This window comes from Neorhizobium sp. AL 9.2.2 (assembly GCF_013317225.1).
Lineage (GTDB): Bacteria > Pseudomonadota > Alphaproteobacteria > Rhizobiales > Rhizobiaceae > Neorhizobium > Neorhizobium soli.
This window is the reverse complement of the sequence record NZ_JAALXU010000009.1, coordinates 31,790-51,600: the sequence shown is the minus strand read 5'-3', so window position 1 is coordinate 51,600 and position 19,811 is coordinate 31,790. Positions and strand designations below refer to the sequence as shown.

Genomic DNA, 19,811 nt, shown 5'->3' with positions numbered 1-19,811 from the left:
ATGTTTTCCAATCCTGACATCCTGAAGTTTATCTTCGGAAGGTTGTCCTTCGAATCACTGCCGTTTCACGAACCGATCCTGATCGTGACGTTTGCGGCCGTGTGTCTGGGCGGCATCGGCGTGGTGGGTCTCATGACCTACTTCAAGCTCTGGGGGCCATTCTGGCGCGACTGGGTTTGCAGTGTCGATCACAAGAAAATCGGCATCATGTACATCGTGCTGGCCATCATCATGCTGTTTCGCGGCTTTGCCGACGCAATCATGATGCGCGTACAGCAGGCCATCGCCTTCAACGGCAACGAGGGTTACCTCAACTCTCACCACTACGACCAGATCTTCACCGCCCATGGCGTGATCATGATCTTCTTCGTGGCGATGCCCTTCGTTACCGGTTTCATGAACTATATCGTGCCGCTGCAGATCGGCGCGCGTGACGTCTCGTTCCCGTTCCTGAACAACTTCTCGTTCTGGATGACGACGGCCGGTGCGATCATCATCATGATCTCGCTGTTCATCGGCGAGTTCGCACGTACCGGCTGGCTGGCCTATCCACCACTGTCGGGCGCTGACTACAGCCCGGGCGTCGGGGTCGATTATTACATCTGGGGTCTGCAGGTGGCGGGCGTCGGCACGACGTTGTCGGGTATCAACCTGATCGCGACGATCGTGAAGATGCGTGCTCCCGGCATGTCCTTCATGAAGATGCCGATCTTCACCTGGACGGCACTCTGCACCAACATCCTGATCGTTGCCTCGTTCCCGATCCTGACCGCAACCCTCGTGCTGCTGTCGCTTGACCGTTACGTCGGCACCAACTTCTTCACGAACGACCTCGGCGGTAATCCGATGATGTACGTGAACCTGATCTGGATCTGGGGTCACCCGGAAGTCTACATCCTGATCCTTCCGGTCTTCGGGATCTTCTCGGAAATCGTTGCGACCTTCTCCGGCAAGCGCCTGTTCGGCTATGCCTCGATGGTCTACGCGACTTGCGTGATCATGATCCTGTCCTACCTCGTGTGGCTGCACCACTTCTTCACGATGGGTTCGGGTGCTTCGGTCAACGCCTTCTTCGGCATCACCACGATGATCATCTCGATCCCGACGGGCGCGAAGATGTTCAACTGGCTGTTCACGATGTATCGCGGTCGTATTCGCTACGACGTTCCGATGCTCTGGACGGTCGGCTTCATGGTGACCTTCGCCATCGGTGGTATGACCGGCGTCATGCTGGCTGTTCCGCCTGCCGACTTCGTGCTCCACAACTCCCTGTTCCTGATCGCCCACTTCCACAACGTCATCATCGGCGGCGTGCTGTTCGGCCTTCTCGCAGGCGTCAACTACTGGTTCCCGAAGGCGTTCGGCTTCAAGCTGAACCAATTCTGGGGCAAGGTATCGTTCTGGTTCTGGTTCGTTGGCTTCTACTTCGCCTTCATGCCGCTCTACGTTCTTGGCCTGATGGGCGTCACCCGCCGCGTATCGCAGTTCGAAGATCCGTCGCTGCAGATCTGGTTCATCATCGCAGCCTGCGGTGCAGGTATGATTGCCATCGGTATCGCCTCATTCATCATCCAGATCGGCGTCAGCGTCTGGAAGCGTGATGAACTGAGGGACGAAACCGGCGATCCGTGGCACGGCCGTACTCTGGAATGGTCGACATCGTCGCCGCCACCGGACTACAACTTCGCCTTCACTCCGGTGGTCCACGATCACGACAGCTGGTACGACATGAAGAACCGCGGTTATGCGCGTCCTCTTCAGGGTTTCAAGCCGATCCACATGCCGAAGAACACCGGCACCGGCGCGATCCTCTCCGGCATCAGCGTGGCACTCGCCTTCGGCCTGATCTGGTACATGTGGTGGCTTGCTGCCCTGTCCTTCATCGCCATCATCGTTGTGTCGATCGTCCATACGTTCAACTACAACCGCGACTACTACATTCCGGCGGACGACGTTGTCGCGGAAGAGAACAAGCGGACCGAACTGCTCGCTAGGCAGGTGTGATAACCATGAGTGCTTCTAAAACAGAGACGGCGGAAAACCCGCAATTCTACCTGGAAGAAGATCATCATCCGGAGAACAGCACCAATCTTGGGTTCTGGCTCTACCTGATGAGCGACTGCCTGATCTTCGCGATCCTGTTCGCCACCTACGCTGTCGTCGGCCGCAATTATGCGGCCGGACCATCACCGGCGGATCTGTTCGACCTGCCGCTCGTCGCGCTCAACACCGCGATGCTGCTGTTCTCGTCGATCACCTACGGGTTCGCGATGCTTCAGATGGAGCGTGGCGCCAAGGCGGAAACGCTGTTCTGGCTGGGCGTGACCGGCGTGTTCGGTCTCGCCTTCCTCGGCATCGAACTCTACGAATTCAGCCATCTCCTGCACGAAGGTGCCGGTCCGCAGCGCTCTGCGTTCCTGTCGGCGTTCTTCACGCTGGTCGGAACCCACGGTCTGCACGTCACCTTCGGTATCATCTGGCTGGTCACGCTGATGGTGCAGGTTTCAAAGCATGGCCTGATCCCGGAAAACCGCCGTCGCCTGATGTGCCTGTCGATGTTCTGGCACTTCCTCGACGTCATCTGGATCGGCGTCTTCTCCGTCGTTTACCTCATGGGAGTCCTCGGATGACCGACAAAGCACCCGCGCACGAAGATGCGCACGCCGCGCATCACGCCCATAGCCACGGGCACGAGGCGAGCCACGGTTCGCTGAAAAGCTATACGACCGGCTTCATCCTGTCGGTGATCCTGACGGCGATACCGTTCTGGCTTGTGATGGGCGACGTCTTCGACAACAAGGCTGTCACCGGCGCTCTGGTTATGATCTTCGGCGTCATCCAGATCGTTGTGCACATGATCTACTTCCTGCACATGAACACCAAGTCCGAAGGCGGCTGGACGGCGATGGCACTGATCTTCACGATCGTCATCGTGGTCATCGCTCTCTCCGGCTCGCTCTGGGTCATGCACCATCTCAATGCAAACATGATGGTCATGTCGCCGGAGATGATGAAGAACATGCCTTGAGGCGGTCATGAGACCGGTTGAGACAGACACCAATCAAAGTGGCGCGGGTCATTCCGCGCCACTTTCCCGTTCTCGCTCCCATATCATGCGGGCGTTTCTGGTCTTCGCGACGCTGATTTTCGTGGCGCTCGGATCCTGGCAGGTGCAACGCCTGTTATGGAAGCTCGATCTTATCGCAAGGGTCGACGCCCGTGTGCATGCAACGCCGGTGGCACCTCCGGCAGCCGGCCAGTCACCTGACGATATCGAATATCTCCACGTCGCCATCTCCGGGTCCTTCGATCACACGAAGGAAGCGCTGGTTCAGGCCGTGACGAAGCTCGGGCCCGGATACTGGGTCGTGACGCCGCTGAAGCTTGAAGACGGCAGGACGATCCTGATCAATCGCGGCTTCGTGCCCCCTGACCGCAGGGATCCCTCAACCCGGGTTGAAAGCCAGACCGTCGGCGAAGCCGCCGTCACAGGTCTTGTCCGCCTCTCCGAACCCGGCGGCGGCTTCCTGCGGGAGAACGATCCGGGCAACGAGCGTTGGTATTCGCGCGATGTCGCAGCGATCAGCGCGTCGCGCGGTCTTCAGGGCGTCATGCCCTATTTCATCGATGCGGACGCAACGTCGAACCCGGGTGGCTATCCGGTTGGCGGCCTGACCGTCATCCAATTTCCCAACAGTCATCTGAGTTACGCACTGACCTGGTTTGCGCTCGCAATCATGTCTCTCGGTGCTGCGATCTTCTTCGGACGCTTGCAGCGCGCGGCCGGTTGATCCGCAACGATTTCATCTTGAGGAGAACGCGCCTTGGATACTCCCGCCATCAACGATATTGGCCTCGATTCTGATGTCGAGATCGCGGTTCGCCAGGAACTGACGCTCGTCGCACTTGGCAAGTTGCCAGCCGATACGGCGCTCCGGGTAGGCCGGCTGCTCGATGTCAGCACGCGGACATGGCGCACGAATCAGGAAATCATCATCAAGGGCCGCCGCATTGCCTATGTCGGCGATGCGGGATCCTATCCGGGCACCGTCGCTCACCGGGTGCATGAACCCGATCTGGCTGCCATTCCAGGGCTTGGAGAGGTGCACAAGCATATCGAAAGCTCGCATTTGACACCGGAATGGGAAGCAGCACTCGTTCTTCCCCGCGGCAATACCTGGACCTGTGAGGCAAGCCATGAGTTTTCGAACGTCAACGGCGCAAAGACGCTTGAATTCTGGCTGAAGGCCCGCGCCGCCGGCTCGCCGCTCAAGATCTTCCCGCTGCCCGGATCGGCCGTGCCGCCCACCGGTTATGAGCATGGCGGCGGGTATCTCGGTTATGACGAGCAAAAGCAGTTCATGTCCGAAAGCCTGATGGTTGCGGGCCTCGACGAGGTGATGGACTGGCCGGGCGTGTGGGACAGAACCAGCCCTTCCTACGACCGCCTCTGGGGCATGATCCGAGCAACGTTCGAGAAGCGCGGAGTCGTTGAAGGTCACGCGGCGGGCATTCGCGACATCCCAACGATCAACGCTTTCGCCGCGGCCGGTCTGGCATCGGATCACGAAGCCTGGACGGTCGAGGAGTTCTGGGACAAGCTGACCCGCGGCCTGTTCATGGAACTGCGCCCGCACAGTTTGCCGGAGGTTATCGCCGGTCTCCTCGAGAAGGGCCTCGCCGACTGGTCGCAGATCGCGCTGACGACCGACGATCGCAGCGCCTCCGATACTCTGAAACTCGGCGCCACCGATTACAATGTTCGCCTCGCCATCGAGGCAGGCCTTGCGCCCGAGATAGCCATCCAGTGCGTGACCATCAATCCGGCCCGTCACATGCGCCTTACGCCGTGGGTGGGCACGATCGCGCCCGGACGTTATGCCGATATCGTGCTTCTCTCCGACGTCGATAAATTCGAGATAGCCAAGGTCTGGGCCGATGGCATCCAGGTCTCTGACGACAAGCGCTATCTGCCCGAGGTGCCCAAAATCGACTGGCCAGACTGGGCAACGAAGACAATCAATATCGGCCGTGAGCTGACAGCTGAGGATTTCGCAATCGCCGCTCACCCCGGACGCGAGACGATGACGGCTGCCGTGTTGCGGCCGTTCCACTGGACCGATGATTTCCTGACCATCGACCTTCCTGTCCAAGATGGTCTCGTTCAGCGGGATGCCGATCGCAACATAACCAAGTTCTCGATCATCGACCGGTTTTCGGGCAAGGGAGCGGTGTCGAAAATGTTCTGGCTCGGCTGCGGGCCGCGGACCCCGGATACGGCGATTGCCTGCTCCATGGCACATGACAAGCACAATATCTGGTGCGTCGGCTCATCGGATGAAGCCATGGCCGCAGCCGTTAACGCCGTCGCTGCCAATGATGGTGGCTGGGCACTGGTTCGCGATGGAAAGGTCGTCGCGCGGGTTCGCTACGAGGTGGCGGGGCTGATGAGCTGCCGGTCGGCCGACGCTCTGCATGAGGAGATGCAGGCGCTCTATGCCGAGGGTGAAAAGGTCGAGTGGATGTTCGAGCCGAGTTTTCATCCGCGCTGGTCCGCAGGTTTCCCGGAGCGTCTCGCCTTTGCGACGCTCACCTGCGCACCCTGGCGCTGGGTTCTGGTCGCCCCGAGCGATTACGCGCCGGAGGGGCTCGTCAACGTCCAGACAGGCAAAACCCATCCGGTCGTTTTTTGACGCCGCTTCACGCTCCGAGCTTCGGCCAGGTATCCGAAAGACGGTAACCGCCCGGCCATGGGTCCGACGGATCCAGCATCAATTGATGCGTTCCGATAATCCAGGCGCGGCCGGAGATCAGCGGATAGATTGCCTCGCGATCACCGACACGCGTCGTCGACTCGATACGGCAGTGGAATTCCGAACCGATGATCGAGCGGCCGATATAGGTCTCGCCGATTGCCATCTCGCCACGCGCATGGAGAACCGCCATGCGCGCCGAGCAGCCCGTACCGGTGGGAGACCTGTCGGTCTTGCCCGGCTGGATGACGACGGCGTTTGCACCGCTCAGCACGCCGTTTTCCCGGGTGAGGGGAGTTACAATCTGGCAGAAGGAAATGTGGTCCCAGCCGGCATTGTCCGGATGGGTAAAGCCGATCTGCTCGTTGGCGGCCGCGGTAATCTTCACGCCCGCTTCTGCAATCTCGCGTGCCTCGTCGGGTTTCACCTCGAACCCCAGTGAAGCCGCATCGACGATGACGAAACTGTCGCCGCCATAGGCTGTGTCGACCGTGAGTGTTCCGAAGCCGGCCACTTCCAGCGACACTGCGAGCTTGTCTGTAAAGGATGGCACGTTGCGCACCGTGATCCGATCGGCCTTGCCGTCGCGGCATTCCGCTGTGACCTCGACCAGGCCGCCTGGCGCTTCGAGCGTCATGCGTGTCACCGGCTCGGTCATGGGAATGATGCCGGTGTCGAGCAGTACGGTCGCAACACAGATGGAGTTGGAGCCGGACATCGGTGGCGTGTCGGCGGGCTCCATGATGATCCAGCCCATCTGGGCGCGCGGATCCTTCGGCGGCACCAGCAGGTTCACATGCCGGAAGACACCGCCACGGGGCTCGTTCAGCACGAAGTTGCGCAGCGTTTCGTCACGGGCGATGAAGCGGGACTGGTCCCAGAGTGTATCGCCCGGCGGCGGGAGTACACCGCCGACGATGACATCCCCGACTTCGCCCTCCGCATGGCAGCTGACGATGTGGATGACCTTTGATGTGCGCAAACGCGACCCCCCCGGCAGATGTTACCGCTTGGGTGTCATCAGGTAATGCCCGACGCCCCAGACCTCTCCCTTGTCATGGCCGAACAATCCGGCAGTGGCAAGGAAGAACAGACGCCAGCGGCGCTGCCAGAGGCAGGCGTCCTTGCCGTAGACATCCTTCAGGATCGGCTGGATTTGCCCGATCTCGCGATCGAAATTTTCAAGCCAGTGCATCGCGGTGCGGCGATAGTTGAGACCCGACCAGCGCCAGTCTTGTTCGACGGTGAAAATATCATCGAAACGACGCGGCAGGTCGTGCGCGGGCATGATGCCGCCTGTGAAGAAATGGTGGGCGATCCAGTCCGCTGGGTTGTCGTGCTCGAACCGGTAGGACCGATCCTTGTGGGTGAACACGTGCAGGAACAGCTTTCCGTCGGGCTTCAGCCAGCCTCTAGTGTGCTCCATAAGGCCTCGCCAGTTCGACATGTGTTCGAACATTTCCACCGAAACGACCCGGTCGTAGGTCTCGTCCGTCGAAAAGTCGTTCATGTCGGCGGTGATGACGGTGAGGTTGTCGAGCTTCAGCCGCTCGATTTCGCTGAGGATGTGCTCACGCTGCGGGGCCGAGTTGGAGACGGAGGTGATCCGGGCATTGGGAAAATGCTGGGCCATGTAGAGCGACAGCGAACCCCAGCCGCAGCCGAGCTCGAGAATGTCCATTCCATCACTCAGTTCCGCGTGACGCACGGTCTCGGCCAGCGCGTAGGATTCCGCTTCCGCAAGCGTTGTATCGTCAGCCAGATACAATGCGCAGGAGTATTTTCGCTGTGGACCGAGAGCGAGGCTGAAGAACTCTGGCGGCAGTTCGTAATGCTGGCGGTTGGCATCATCCGTATGGGTGGCGATCGGAAAGTCGGCCATCGACCTTGCGAACGCGTCCTCGGCGGTTGCCGGCGTGGAGGCCAGCTTCCGCTTGGTGCGACCGCATAGAAAGTCGATCCCGGCAAGCGTCACGCCATCGCTTAAGGGTGCTCGTTCAGCCGTATTGATGGCAAAGGCCAGCATGTTCATCGTGGCGTTCCCTTATTGTGTTGAGAGTTTGGATCGACGCGGACCGGGGAAAAATGCGTTGACGCGTGCCTGGACAGCACGGAACTGGTCACCCCGGGATTTCAGCATGTGTTCCTCAAGCGGCGGAATGCCGGAGACGTGCACCAGCAGCCAGTACATCATCACAGGTGCGAGAAGCGCGATCGCGGCAAAGCCCAGCGCCGGAAGCGCCATCAGCGGCCAGCTGCACCAGAACAGCCATTCGAAGAAATAGTTAGGGTGGCGGGAGTAGGCCCACAGCCCCTTCTGGCAGATTTCCCGCTTGGCTTCCGGCGTCTTGCGGAATCTCGAGAGCTGAACGTCGGCTACCATCTCGCCGATAACGGCAATCGCTGCCACGGCAAGCGCGAGAAGATCGCCCACCTGCGGGTATTCTGCCGGGTTCGAAGCGGCGCAGTAGACTGCAAGCACAAGAATAAAGGCAGCGAACGCCTGGATCTGGAGAAAATAGAACAGGCGGAAGGAAGCGCGATCGCCCCATTCCTTGATAAGCTTTTCGTAGCGGGGATCCTCGCCACCGAGCCGCGTGCGGGCGCCAATATGGAAGGCAAGCCTCAGCGACCAGGCCGCAACGATGACGATTGCCGTCACGCGGCGCTCGACGGGACCGGCCGCCAGATAGGCTGCAGCCACGCCGCCGACGCCGACCGCCAGCGACCAGATCGTGTCTATCCAGCCGCTCGCACCCGTCGCGCGTTGTACGGCCCAGGAGATCGCCATGGCCAGCGACAGGCCTATCGCCAGAAAAATGAGGTGAATGTAATCCATTGGTCTCCTCGAACGTAGAAAGCCCGACACGTTCTTTGTGTCCCTCTACGGCTGACATAGCCAATCAGTTTCATGGGCTTGGAAAAAATGTCGCAAAAAGAAGTGATATTGCGTGAAACTCTCTATCTCAATCTCTCGTAATGATTACAGAGCCCACGGGGCAGGTGATCGATTGCTTTGGGAGCTGGGGGAATTGTATGGCATTTCGTGAGACGCATAGGACCTCGGGACGTCGACGCATCGCAGTTGTCGGCAGTGGAATATCCGGCATGTCCGCTGCATGGCTTCTGGCCAAGGCCCACGATGTTACCATGTTCGAGGCAGCCGATCGTATCGGTGGCCACAGCCATACCGTGGATTTCGACGCATCGGGAAGAACCGTTTCCGTCGACACCGGCTTCATCGTCTATAACGAGGTGACCTATCCTAATCTGACGGCGTTGTTCCGTCATCTGGATGTTCCAACCACGGCCTCCAGCATGTCCTTCGCCGTCTCTCTCGACGATGGCGGTTTCGAATATTCTGGTGGCACAGGGTTCGGACTGTTCGCCCAGAAGTCCAACATCGTCAGCCCACGCTTCTGGTCGATGATGCGCGATCTCGTCCGCTTCTACCGCAATGCTCCCCGTGATCTGTCGACGATGGGCGGTTTGTCACTCGATGACTACCTCGACCGACATCACTACGGACGGGCGTTCCGCGACGACCATCTCTACCCGATGGCGGCTGCGATCTGGTCGATGCCCGCGGGTAAGGTGGGTGAGTATCCCGCGGTCAACTTCGTCCGTTTCTGTGGCAATCACGGGTTGCTCGAACTCTGGAACCGTCCGATCTGGCGCACGGTGACGGGCGGAAGCCGGGAATATGTGGATCGCCTGACAGCTGACTTTCGCGATCGCATTCGCCTGTCGACACCCGTCCAAGCGATCAGGAGAACCGGTGGCGGTGTTGAAATTTCTACCGGACCGGACGGATGGCAGGCATTCGACGAGGTGGTGATCGCCACCCACGCAGATCAGGCACGTCGTCTTCTGTCGGACGCTGATGACCACGAGACACGCATTCTGGGTGCCTTCCGCTATTCCCGCAACGAGGCGATTCTGCACAGCGACCAGAGCTTCATGCCGAAGCGCAAGGGCGCATGGTCCAGCTGGAATTATTCGGCAAAGACCGGCGAGGCGCAGGTCCAGCCTGCCATCACCTACTGGATGAACAAGCTGCAGCCGCTTGGCGATGCGCCGCCGACCTTCGTGACACTCAATCCCCCACGTCAGCCCCGCGAGGACGCAGTCATCCGACGCGAGATCTACGAGCATCCGATCTTCGACATGGCAACCGAGCGGGCACAACGGGAAATCTGGTCGCTTCAGGGTGTGCGCAACACATGGTTCTGCGGCGCCCACTTCGGCTCGGGCTTTCATGAAGACGGCCTCCAGGCAGGCCTGGCGGTCGCGGAAGATCTTGGCGGCGTTCGGCGTCCCTGGAAGGTCGCCGAGGAAAGCGCCCGGATCGTGCGCCGGCCGCTCGGCGCTACCGTTCCGATCGAGGTCACGGCATGACGGCTTCGTTTCGGTCGGCGCTTTATCCCGGTCATGTCACGCATGCACGCATGCGGCCGAAAGAGCATCGGCTGGCCTACAGGATCTATTCGCTGCTGATCGATCTCGATGAGCTCGACGCGCTTGATCGCGGCCTGAAACTGTTTTCCGTCGACCGGTTCAATCTATTCTCGTTTCGGCAAAGAGATCGCGGCGACCGCTCGGGATCCGATCTTCGGGGCCAGATAGAGCAATGGATGCGCGCCGCAGGGCTCGAGCCTGATGGCGGGTCGATCAAGCTTCTCACCATGCCGAGAATACTCGGCTGGGCCTTCAATCCGCTCAGCATCTTCTTCTGCTACGGACGCGATGGCGAGGTGAAGGCGATCCTGTGGGAAGTGGATAACACATTCGGGGAACGCCATGGCTACCTCATCCCGGCCGATAATCGTGTCGGCGGCGAGATCGTCCAGCACTGCGACAAGGCATTTTATGTCTCGCCGTTCATGGACATGGACCAGCGCTATACCTTTCGCGTGACGCCGCCGTCCGAACGGCTGTCGATCAAGATCGATACATTCGATGCCGAGGGGCCAATGCTGACTGCCCGTCATCTCGCCCACCGCCGTGATCTGACAGACCGGGCGCTTCTGAAGGCCTTCTTCGCCATTCCCTTCCTGACGCTCCGGGTCGTCGGCGGCATCCATTGGGAGGCACTGAAAATCTGGCTCAAGGGCGTGCGTTTGCGCAAGCGTCCAAAGCCACCGGAAAACCCCGTCTCCGTCACTCCTGCTGTTCCCCTACGCAAAGTGGAAATCCATGAGCCAATCTGACGAATTCACCTCCGTAACGACCGATCGCACACCTGGAGCTGGCGTTGCCGGCTTCGGTGCGCGGGTTGTGAACCGGCTGCTGAGCGGTATCCGCTACGGTTCCATTCGCGTTGTGCTGCCTTCCGGTCGCACCATAGAGATGGCCGGGCCGGAAAAAGGGCCGGACGCCGTTATCGTCATCAAGCGCTGGCGGATGCTGAGCCGCGTTCTGCATGCGGGCGACATCGGCTTTGCAGAAGGATATCTCAAGCAGGAATGGACGACACCTGATCTTACCAATGTGATCCGGTTTGCTGCGCGCAACCGGCATGGGCTGACGCTTGCGACCCATGGGGGCTATCTCGGCCGGATCGCGGTTCGCCTGTCGCATCTTCTCAACGCCAATACCAAGCGTGGCAGCAAACGCAATATCGAGGCGCATTACGATCTCGGCAACGAGTTCTACGCTGAGTGGCTAGACCCTTCGATGTTCTATTCCTCGGCGCTCTACGAGCATCAGGGACAGTCTCTCGAAGATGCCCAGCGTCAAAAACTCGAGCGTATCCGCGAAAAGCTCGCCATGAGCCACGGCGACAGCGTGCTTGAGATCGGCTGCGGCTGGGGCGCTCTTGCCTTGGACCTCGCACAAAACGTCAATGCCCGGGTCACCGGCCTTACTCTTTCTCCTTCGCAGCTGGCCTTTGCAAACGAGCGCATCCGGCAGGCCGGCGTGGAAGGGCAGATCGATCTCCGACTGCAGGACTACCGCGATACATCAGGGCAATTCGACCGGATCGTCTCGATCGAGATGTTCGAAGCGGTCGGAGAGGCCTATTGGCCAGCTTATTTCGACACCATCCGTCGCTGTTTGAAGCCCGGTGGCCGTGCGGTTTTGCAGGTGATCTCGATCAACGAGGACCGCTTCGATTCCTACAGGCGCAATCCGGATTTCATCCAGAAATACGTGTTTCCGGGAGGATTTCTTCCCTCGGACAGCGCGTTCACGGCAGCCGTTGAGAAATCCGGGCTTGTCGTCAGCGACATCGAACATTTTGGCGCGTCCTATGCGCGGACGCTGGCCGAGTGGCGGACGCGGTTTCACGCCGCTTGGCCGAAGATTGCGGAACTCGGTTTCGACGGCCGTTTCCGTAGGTTGTGGGACTACTACCTTTGCTATTGCGAGGCTGGCTTCGAGGAGGAAGCGATCAATGTTGGCTTCTATACGATTGAACATGCGTAATCTGGGTTTGCGCAGCGGTGCTGTCGCAGCACTCTTGTCACTGTCGGCAGGGCCGCTTCTTGCCGCTGATCTGGACGGCAACTGGGCTCGTGGCGACGGCAATGCCAAGGTCGAGATTGCGCCTTGCGGCGCCCAGATCTGCGCCACCAACACCTGGATCAAGCCCGGATCGGGAAGCGAGAAGGCCGGCGACAAGCTGGTCATGACGATCGACCGGACAGCTGACGGCTCTTATTCCGGTACCGCCTTTGATCCACAACGCAACATGACGTTCAAGATTACGGTCGTTGTCGCGGAAAAGAAGATGACGACGAAAGGCTGCGTTGCTGGCGGTATTCTTTGCCGTGCCGTCAACTGGTCCCGCATCGACTGACACAAATAGAGGGAACGAACCCATGACGAAGATCTCGCTGAAGACGCTGGCTCTTGCCTACATCACCACGTTCATCGTGTTCGGCGCGATAGACTCCGTCTGGCTCAGCACGATGACAAGCCTGCTTTACCGGCCGGTCATGGGCGATATGCTTCTGCCGAGTTTCCGTCTCGCGCCTGCCGTGATCTTCTACCTTCTCTACATCGGCGGACTGACGCTGATGGCAGTGCGTCCGGCCCTGATTGCAGGCGGTGTCGGAGCAGCGGTGCGGCAGGGAGCGGCGATCGGGTTCATGTCCTACATGACCTACGATCTCACCAACCATGCGGTCATGAAGAACTGGTCGACGCTGCTTTCCGTGGCCGACATCATTTGGGGTACCTTGCTTTCGGGTCTCGCCAGCGGTCTTGCCACCTGGATCGTTCTGCGGTTCTTCAGAACAAAACACCACTAGCGTTCGAAAACAATATGGCCGGGAAATCCCGGCCATATCTTTGAGCTATTACTGTTCAGGCTCCTCGACCACGGTCGGCTGACCGCGCTGGTCGAGTATCTCTCGCTTGCCCACATGGTTGGCCGGGCCGACCAGCCCATCCTTCTCCATGCGTTCGACAAGCGATGCGGCCCTGTTGTAGCCGATCGACAGGCGGCGCTGGATGTAGGAGGTCGAGCACTTCTTGTCGCGCATGACGACCTTGATCGCCTGCTCGTACATCTCGTCCCGGTCTTCCTCGCTGATCGCGGACCTGTCGAAGACCGCCTGGTCTTCCTCCTCGACCTCTTCACCCTCTTCGTCTTCCGTGACGCTGCCGAGATAGAGCGGCTGACCTTGCGTCTTCAGATGCGCAACGATGCGCTCGACTTCCTGGTCCGACACGAAGGGACCGTGAACGCGGGCAATGCGTCCGCCGCCCACCATATGCAGCATGTCGCCCTGACCGAGCAGGTTTTCAGCACCCTGTTCGCCAAGGATCGTACGGCTGTCGATCTTGGACGTCACCTGGAAGGAGATACGGGTCGGGAAGTTCGCCTTGATCGTACCGGTGATGACGTCGACCGAAGGCCGTTGCGTCGCCATGATCAGGTGGATACCGGCAGCACGCGCCATCTGCGCAAGCCGCTGGATCGCGCCTTCGATCTCCTTGCCGGCCACCATCATCAGATCGGCCATCTCGTCGACGATGACGACGATATACGGCAACGGCGTCAGGTCCATGTCCTGCTGCTCGTTGATCGGCTCGCCGGTCTGACGGTCGAAACCGACCTGGACGCTGATCGAGATGACCTCGCCGGATGCGGACGCGGCCGCCACACGAGCGTTGAAGCCGTCGATATTGCGAACGCCGAGACGCGACATCTTGCGATAGCGGTCTTCCATTTCGCGCACGGCCCATTTCAGCGCCAGAACCGCTTTCTTGGGGTCGGTCACGACAGGGGTGAGCAGATGCGGGATACCGTCATAGGCCGACAATTCGAGCATCTTCGGATCGACCATGATCAGCCTGCACTGGTCCGGCCGCAGACGGTAGATCAGCGACAGGATCATCGTGTTGACCGCGACCGACTTGCCTGAACCGGTCGTGCCGGCGACGAGCAGATGCGGCATCTTTGCAAGCTCGGCGACGACGGGTTCTCCGCCGATCGTCTTGCCAAGGCAAAGCGGAAGCCTGAAGCCGGTACCCGCATAGGTGCCGCTTTCGATCAGCTCACGCAGGTAGACTGTTTCGCGCACGGGGTTTGGCAGTTCGATACCGATCACGTTGCGACCGGGAACGACAGCAACACGCGCCGAAAGCGCCGACATCGAGCGGGCGATATCGTCCGAAAGGCCGATCACGCGGGAGGATTTGACGCCGGGTGCCGGGGCGAATTCGTAGAGCGTCACGACAGGGCCGGGACGAACGTCGATGATCTCGCCGCGGATGCCGAAATCTTCGAGCACGCTTTCCAGAAGCCCCGCGCTCTGTTCCAGGCTTTCCTGGCTGACGGGGCTGATCTGGTCGTCCACCGGTGCCTGCAGCAATTCGATCGACGGGAACTCGTAGTCGTCGGACGCATGCAGCGGTTCGGTGTTAAACGGCCGGATCGGAGAGATCGCGCGGGTCGCCATGACAACCTGCCGCGTCGACTTTATTGGCACAACGGGAGCGACCGCAGGCGCCGGGGCCTCGACGACGGTCTCAGCGATGACGGGCGCAACGATAACAGGCTCAGGAATGACAGGCTCAGGAATGACCGGAGCAGCGATGACGGGCGCATCCTGCACTGGAGGCACCACCGGATTTGGCGCAGCATCGTGGCCGGCCTGGCGCAACGTGATCGAACGATAGAGATCAAGCGGCGACGGCCCCACCGGAATTTCTTCAACCAGACGTTTGGTCAGGGTCTCGATCGGCTGGCGAATGACCGGCGCCCTCAGGGCAACCCGCACAGGTTCGGGCCGGACCGGCTGTTTCGGATAGGTCGGGAGCGGACGCTGAGCAACGAACACAGGTCTCTGCTCGACCTTTGGCGGGGGAGGCGGGGTCAGCGCGAACTCTTCGCCGGTGGCCTCTCCAAGGCTCATCACCTCGAAGAACAGATGATCCGGCAGGTTGGCGATCGGAGACTGTCTTTCAGTGCTAATCACGGGAGCATCAATCACTGCTTCAGGCTGCGGCGGCGCAACTGCGACCAGCACCGGTTCAACGGTTTCCCTGGCAAACGTGGCCCGGCGTTCCCTCAGCGCCTGATCGAGAGTGCCGACGAGATTGCGGGCGCCGGGTTCAGGCGACAGGAAGCTGGCGATAGAGGTCGACAGCGCGTCGCCGTCATGTCTTTGGGTGAAAGTAATCTCGGAAATCTCCTGAACGGCTGGCGCCGCCATAGAGGGAATGACAGCCTCGGGGACGGCGTGGGAAGCGACGGCTTCGCCCTCCGCTTCCGGGCCGGAGGGTGCCCCACGCCTGGAGATGGTCTTCTCCGGCGTGCGGGTGAAACGAACGGTCGGGCCCAACATGAAGGCCTTCTGCCAGTCCGGCAGCGCCTCGATCTCGTGGGCCTGCATCTGGACTGTCGACACGATGTCGCAAGCCACCTGTTGCCCCGCATTCGGGGGCTCAGGCGGATTTATGGGGTGAGAGTGGCCGGTATCCGGCAGTTCGGAAGCCTGGGCTTCCAGCTTGTCAGTTTCGCGAAATTGCGGGCCTGTGAGACGCATTGCCACCAATGAAACCATATGAACAAATCTGGGACACGAACGTCCTTGGATATAAAACAAACATTAACCATGCGTTGCCGGCGCCGATAAATCGTCGAGTGCGGTGATCGCCTGTGACAAAAGGCGCCGGTGAAATGGTCTTTGGGACGGAACAGACTCGGGCAGTTGGTGGTTATTGGGTCAACTGTAGTCGTCAAGATGGAGCCCCCATGTCGAGTCCGAATTCGTTTGAAATGTCACGACGGGATCTTCTCGTCGCAACCGCTGCCGGCTCTGTGGCCGTGGCAAATAGCAACAGAGCTGCAAATGCGCAGGCGGCAACACCGCCTCCTCGGCCGGGGACGGCGACGTCGCGGGTGGGTTTTGTCGTCAACGGCACACGCCAGGATCTCGATCTCGACAACCGCACGACCCTGCTCGACGCGTTGCGTGAGAACCTGCACCTGACCGGCACCAAGAAGGGTTGCGATCACGGCCAGTGCGGCGCCTGTACTGTCATGGTCGATGGTCGCCGCATCAATTCGTGCCTGTCGCTTGCCATCATGCACGAGGGCTCCGAGATCACCACGATCGAAGGCCTCGGCACACCGGACGAGATGCATCCGATGCAGACGGCATTCGTCAAGCACGATGGCTTCCAGTGCGGCTACTGCACACCCGGGCAAATCTGTTCCTCCGTTGCCGTTCTTGAAGAAATCAAGGCCGGCATACCGAGCCATGTAACGGAAGACCTGACAGCCCCCACGCAGGTTTCCGAGATGGAAATCCGCGAACGTATGAGCGGCAATATCTGTCGATGCGGGGCCTACCCGAACATTGTTGCGGCTATCACGGAAGTTTCGGGGAGGCAGGCATGAAACAGTTTACTTATGAACGCGCCGCATCACCGGCTGAAGCTGCGTCCAAGGCCGCCAACAACCAGAACGCCAAGTTCATCGCGGGAGGCACCAACCTCCTTGACCTGATGAAGCTAGAGATCGAATCACCGACCCATCTCATCGACGTCAACGGTCTCGACCTCGACAAGATCGAGCAGAGCGAAGATGGCGGCGTCCGGATCGGAGCGCTCGTGCGCAATACGGATCTCGCTTCGGACGAGCGCATCCGCCGCGACTATGGCGTGCTTTCGCGCGCACTTCTCGCAGGCGCATCGGGTCAGCTTCGTAACAAGGCAACGACGGCCGGCAACCTGTTGCAGCGGACGCGCTGTCCTTACTTTTACGACACCGCCCAGCCTTGCAACAAGCGCAAGCCCGGTAGCGGTTGTTCCGCCATCGGCGGCGTGACCCGCCAGCTGGGTGTGATCGGCGTCAGCGATGCCTGTATCGCCACCCACCCCGGCGACATGGCAATCGCCATGCGTGCCCTCGATGCAACCGTTGAGACGGTCAAGCCCGATGGCGCAACACGCGCGATCCCGATGGCCGACTTCCATAAACTGCCCGGCGATACGCCCGAGATCGAAACCACGCTTGAGCGCGGCGAGATCATCACGGCCGTTACGCTGCCGGCGCCTGTGGGTGGCAAGCACGTGTATCGCAAGGTGAGAGACCGTGCGTCCTATGCGTTCGCTCTTGTGTCGGTTGCCGCGATCATCCAGCCGGATGGCACCGGTCGCGTTGCGGTCGGCGGTGTGGCTCCCAAACCATGGCGCGTCGAAGAAGCGGAAGCCGACTTGCCGAAGGGGTCCAAGGCCGTGATGGCCAGGGTCTTTGCAGGCGCAAAGCCAACAGAAGAAAATTCGTTCAAGGTGACACTGGCGGAGCGCACGCTCGCCGGCATCCTTGAAGAAACCAAGGGGTAAGCCATGCTATTCGATCGTCCCGCCACGACCAATCCCATCGACCAGATGAAGGTGGTCGGCCAGCACATCACGCGTATCGACGGCCCTAAGAAGGTCACCGGCACGGCGACCTATGCCTATGAATGGAACCACGCCAACCTCAATGTTGCCTACGGCTATCCCGTAGGCGCCGGCATCGCAAAGGGTCGGATCAGCTCGATGGATATCCAGGCGGCCCGCAACGCTCCGGGCGTTCTGGCTGTCGTCACGGCGGAAACGGCTGGCAAGCTCTCCAAGGGCAAGATGAATGCGGCCAAGCTTCTCGGTGGCCCCGAGATCTCGCATTATCACCAGGCCATCGCCGTCGTCGTCGCTGAAACCTTTGAGCAGGCCCGCGCCGCAGCGAGCCTTATCAAAGTGGATTACGTTCGCGCTCCCGGTTCCTACGATCTTGAAGCTGCGAAGGACACGGCCAAGAAGCCGGAGGGCTCCGAAGGCGAAGACGCAGACACCTCTGCCGGCAACTTCGACAAGGCTTTCGCGGAGGCAGCGGTCAAGTTCGACCAGACCTACACGACACCCGACCAGTCACATGCGATGATGGAGCCGCATTCGTCTCTAGCCATGTGGGACGGGGACGAAGTTACGGTCTGGACCTCGAACCAGATGATTGCCTGGAACAAGTCAGAAATGGCGATCACGCTCGGCATCGATCCGGAAAAGGTCCATATCATGTCGCCGTTTGTGGGCGGTGGTTTCGGCTCAAAGCTTTTCCTCCGGTCGGATGCGGTGCTTGCAGCGCTTGGTGCGAAAGCGGCGGGACGCCCCGTCAAGCTCGCGCTTCCGCGTCCGTTCGTGATGAACAACACGACGCACCGCCCGGCTACGATCCAGCGCATTCGCATCGGAACGACGCAGGAAGGCAAGATCACCGCGATTGCCCATGAAAGCTGGAACGGCAACCTGCCGGGTGGCAGCCTGGAGACAGCCGTGGCGCAGACTCGCCTTCTCTACGCCGGCGAAAACCGGATGACCTCAATGCGGCTTGCGGCGCTTGATCTGCCAGAGGGCAATGCGATGCGCGCACCGGGCGAAGCGCCTGGCCTCATGGCGCTTGAAATCGCCATGGACGAACTGGCCGAGCGGCTCAACCTCGACCCCGTCGAGTTGCGGATCATCAACGACACGCAGGTGGATCCGGAAAAGCCTGAACGGAAGTTCTCGCACCGTCAGCTGGTCGAATGTCTTCGCCGGGGTGCTGAAACCTTCGGCTGGGACAAGCGCAACGCCGAGACGGGTCGCGTCAAGGACGGACGCTGGATGGTTGGCATGGGTGTTGCGGCAGCGTTCCGCAACAACATGAACATGAAGTCTGGCGCCCGCGTGCGGCTCGATTCCGAAGGCGTCGTGACTGTCGAAACCGACATGACGGATATCGGTACGGGTAGCTACACGATCATCGCCCAGACCGCGGCCGAAATGATGGGCGTAACGATCGACAAGGTTGCCGTAGAACTCGGCGATTCCCGCTTCCCGGCGTCGTCGGGATCGGGCGGACAGTGGGGCGGAAACAGCTCCACCGCCGGCGTCTACGCCGCATGCGTGGCGCTGCGGGATGCGATCTCGCAAAAGGTCGGTTTCAACTCCGCAGATGTCACGTTTGCCGACGGCCAGATCCGTTCCGGCAACCGCAGCATTGCTCTCGCTGAGGCAGCTGGCAAGGATGGTGTCGTTGCGGAAGATACGATCGAGTATGGCGATCTTGCAGAAGAGATGCAGCAATCGACATTCGGTGCCCATTTCGTCGAGGTCGGCGTCGACATGTACACGGCTGAAATCCGCGTTCGGCGCATGCTGAGCGTCTGTGCAGCAGGGCGCATTCTCAACCCGATCACGGCCCGCAGCCAGGTCATCGGTGCGATGACGATGGGCGTCGGCGGCGCCTTCATGGAAGAACTGGCCGTCGACAAGCGTCGCGGCTTCTTCGTCAACCATGATCTCGCCGGCTACGAAGTTCCTGTCCATGCCGATATTCCGCATCAGGATGTCATCTTCCTCGATGAGACGGATCCGACCACCTCGCCGATGAAGGCAAAGGGTGTTGGCGAACTCGGCCTTTGCGGTGTGGCGGCAGCGCTTTCGAACGCCGTGCACAACGCAACCGGCGTGCGTATCCGTGATTACCCTGTCACGCTCGACAAGCTGCTGCGGGACATGCCGCAGGTCGGCTGATCCGCTCGGCATCGTTATGCAAAACTCTGGCCGGAGCATCCA

Annotated in this window: 17 protein-coding genes; 13 read left to right on the top strand and 4 right to left on the bottom strand. The window is 60.3% G+C overall.

What is annotated here, in order from left to right; translation table 11 throughout:
• From cyoB to G6K99_RS17970, 5 genes are read left to right on the top strand one after another with little or no spacing between them, the layout of a single operon-like run.
• A complete protein-coding gene (gene cyoB, locus G6K99_RS17990; RefSeq protein ID WP_062454404.1) occupies window positions 1-2,004 on the top strand; it encodes a cytochrome o ubiquinol oxidase subunit I in 2,004 nt (667 codons plus the stop codon).
• Between the two features lie 5 nt (window positions 2,005-2,009).
• Window positions 2,010-2,630 carry a cytochrome o ubiquinol oxidase subunit III gene (gene cyoC, locus G6K99_RS17985; RefSeq protein WP_062454402.1) on the top strand — a complete coding sequence of 207 codons (621 nt, stop codon included), beginning with the start codon at window positions 2,010-2,012 and terminating at the stop codon, window positions 2,628-2,630.
• Entirely contained in the window at window positions 2,627-3,028 is a 402-nt protein-coding gene (gene cyoD, locus G6K99_RS17980; protein ID WP_062454400.1) for a cytochrome o ubiquinol oxidase subunit IV, read from the top strand. The genes cyoC and cyoD overlap by 4 nt, the downstream gene beginning before the upstream one ends.
• Before the next feature lie 7 nt (window positions 3,029-3,035).
• Window positions 3,036-3,791 carry an SURF1 family protein gene (locus tag G6K99_RS17975; RefSeq protein ID WP_174197371.1) on the top strand — a complete coding sequence of 252 codons (756 nt, stop codon included), beginning with the start codon at window positions 3,036-3,038 and terminating at the stop codon, window positions 3,789-3,791.
• A gap of 33 nt (window positions 3,792-3,824) precedes the next feature.
• Complete coding sequence (locus tag G6K99_RS17970) at window positions 3,825-5,693, top strand: adenine deaminase (RefSeq protein ID WP_174197370.1); 1,869 nt, start codon at window positions 3,825-3,827, stop codon at window positions 5,691-5,693.
• 7 nt (window positions 5,694-5,700) lie between these two features.
• On the opposite strand, the gene G6K99_RS17965 is transcribed toward G6K99_RS17970, so the two are convergent.
• Genes G6K99_RS17965 through G6K99_RS17955 form a run of 3 tightly spaced genes read right to left on the bottom strand, consistent with a single transcriptional unit; the run spans window position 5,701 to window position 8,592 of the window.
• A complete protein-coding gene (locus G6K99_RS17965; protein ID WP_174197369.1) occupies window positions 5,701-6,735 on the bottom strand; it encodes a proline racemase family protein in 1,035 nt (344 codons plus the stop codon).
• Window positions 6,736-6,756: 21 nt separating this feature from the next.
• Window positions 6,757-7,785, bottom strand: coding sequence for a cyclopropane-fatty-acyl-phospholipid synthase family protein (locus G6K99_RS17960; protein WP_174197368.1), 1,029 nt, complete (start codon window positions 7,783-7,785; stop codon window positions 6,757-6,759).
• 12 nt (window positions 7,786-7,797) lie between these two features.
• Window positions 7,798-8,592: a DUF1295 domain-containing protein gene (locus tag G6K99_RS17955; protein ID WP_174197367.1), complete on the bottom strand. Its 795-nt coding sequence runs from the start codon at window positions 8,590-8,592 to the stop codon at window positions 7,798-7,800.
• 197 nt (window positions 8,593-8,789) lie between these two features.
• On the opposite strand from G6K99_RS17955, the gene G6K99_RS17950 reads away from it, so the two are divergent.
• The 5 genes from G6K99_RS17950 to G6K99_RS17930 are packed head-to-tail and all read left to right on the top strand — an operon-like array spanning window position 8,790 to window position 13,009.
• Window positions 8,790-10,151 (top strand): NAD(P)/FAD-dependent oxidoreductase, encoded by a 1,362-nt coding sequence (locus G6K99_RS17950; protein WP_062577453.1) that lies wholly within the window; start codon window positions 8,790-8,792, stop codon window positions 10,149-10,151.
• Window positions 10,148-10,963, top strand: a complete 816-nt coding sequence (locus G6K99_RS17945; protein ID WP_062454385.1) for a DUF1365 domain-containing protein — start codon at window positions 10,148-10,150, stop codon at window positions 10,961-10,963. Before G6K99_RS17950 ends, G6K99_RS17945 begins: the two co-directional genes overlap by 4 nt.
• On the top strand, window positions 10,950-12,182 hold the full coding sequence (locus G6K99_RS17940) for a cyclopropane-fatty-acyl-phospholipid synthase family protein (protein WP_174197366.1): 1,233 nt from the start codon (window positions 10,950-10,952) through the stop codon (window positions 12,180-12,182). Before G6K99_RS17945 ends, G6K99_RS17940 begins: the two co-directional genes overlap by 14 nt.
• Complete coding sequence (locus tag G6K99_RS17935; protein ID WP_113110204.1) at window positions 12,175-12,555, top strand: DUF2147 domain-containing protein; 381 nt, start codon at window positions 12,175-12,177, stop codon at window positions 12,553-12,555. The genes G6K99_RS17940 and G6K99_RS17935 overlap by 8 nt, the downstream gene beginning before the upstream one ends.
• Before the next feature lie 37 nt (window positions 12,556-12,592).
• Window positions 12,593-13,009: a DUF2177 family protein gene (locus G6K99_RS17930; protein WP_062454982.1), complete on the top strand. Its 417-nt coding sequence runs from the start codon at window positions 12,593-12,595 to the stop codon at window positions 13,007-13,009.
• 48 nt (window positions 13,010-13,057) lie between these two features.
• Here the strand turns inward: G6K99_RS17930 and G6K99_RS17925 are convergent, their stop codons facing one another.
• The gene (locus G6K99_RS17925; RefSeq protein ID WP_174197872.1) at window positions 13,058-15,601 is read right to left on the bottom strand and encodes a DNA translocase FtsK; all 2,544 of its coding nucleotides are present in this window, start codon (window positions 15,599-15,601) and stop codon (window positions 13,058-13,060) included.
• Window positions 15,602-15,963: 362 nt separating this feature from the next.
• On the opposite strand from G6K99_RS17925, the gene paoA reads away from it, so the two are divergent.
• From paoA to paoC, 3 genes are read left to right on the top strand one after another with little or no spacing between them, the layout of a single operon-like run.
• On the top strand, window positions 15,964-16,611 hold the full coding sequence (paoA, locus tag G6K99_RS17920; protein ID WP_062454375.1) for an aldehyde dehydrogenase iron-sulfur subunit PaoA: 648 nt from the start codon (window positions 15,964-15,966) through the stop codon (window positions 16,609-16,611).
• On the top strand, window positions 16,608-17,558 hold the full coding sequence (locus tag G6K99_RS17915; protein ID WP_174197364.1) for a xanthine dehydrogenase family protein subunit M: 951 nt from the start codon (window positions 16,608-16,610) through the stop codon (window positions 17,556-17,558). Before paoA ends, G6K99_RS17915 begins: the two co-directional genes overlap by 4 nt.
• 3 nt (window positions 17,559-17,561) lie before the next feature.
• Window positions 17,562-19,769, top strand: a complete 2,208-nt coding sequence (gene paoC / locus G6K99_RS17910) for an aldehyde oxidoreductase molybdenum-binding subunit PaoC (protein ID WP_174197363.1) — start codon at window positions 17,562-17,564, stop codon at window positions 19,767-19,769.
• Window positions 19,770-19,811: the final 42 nt, after the last annotated feature.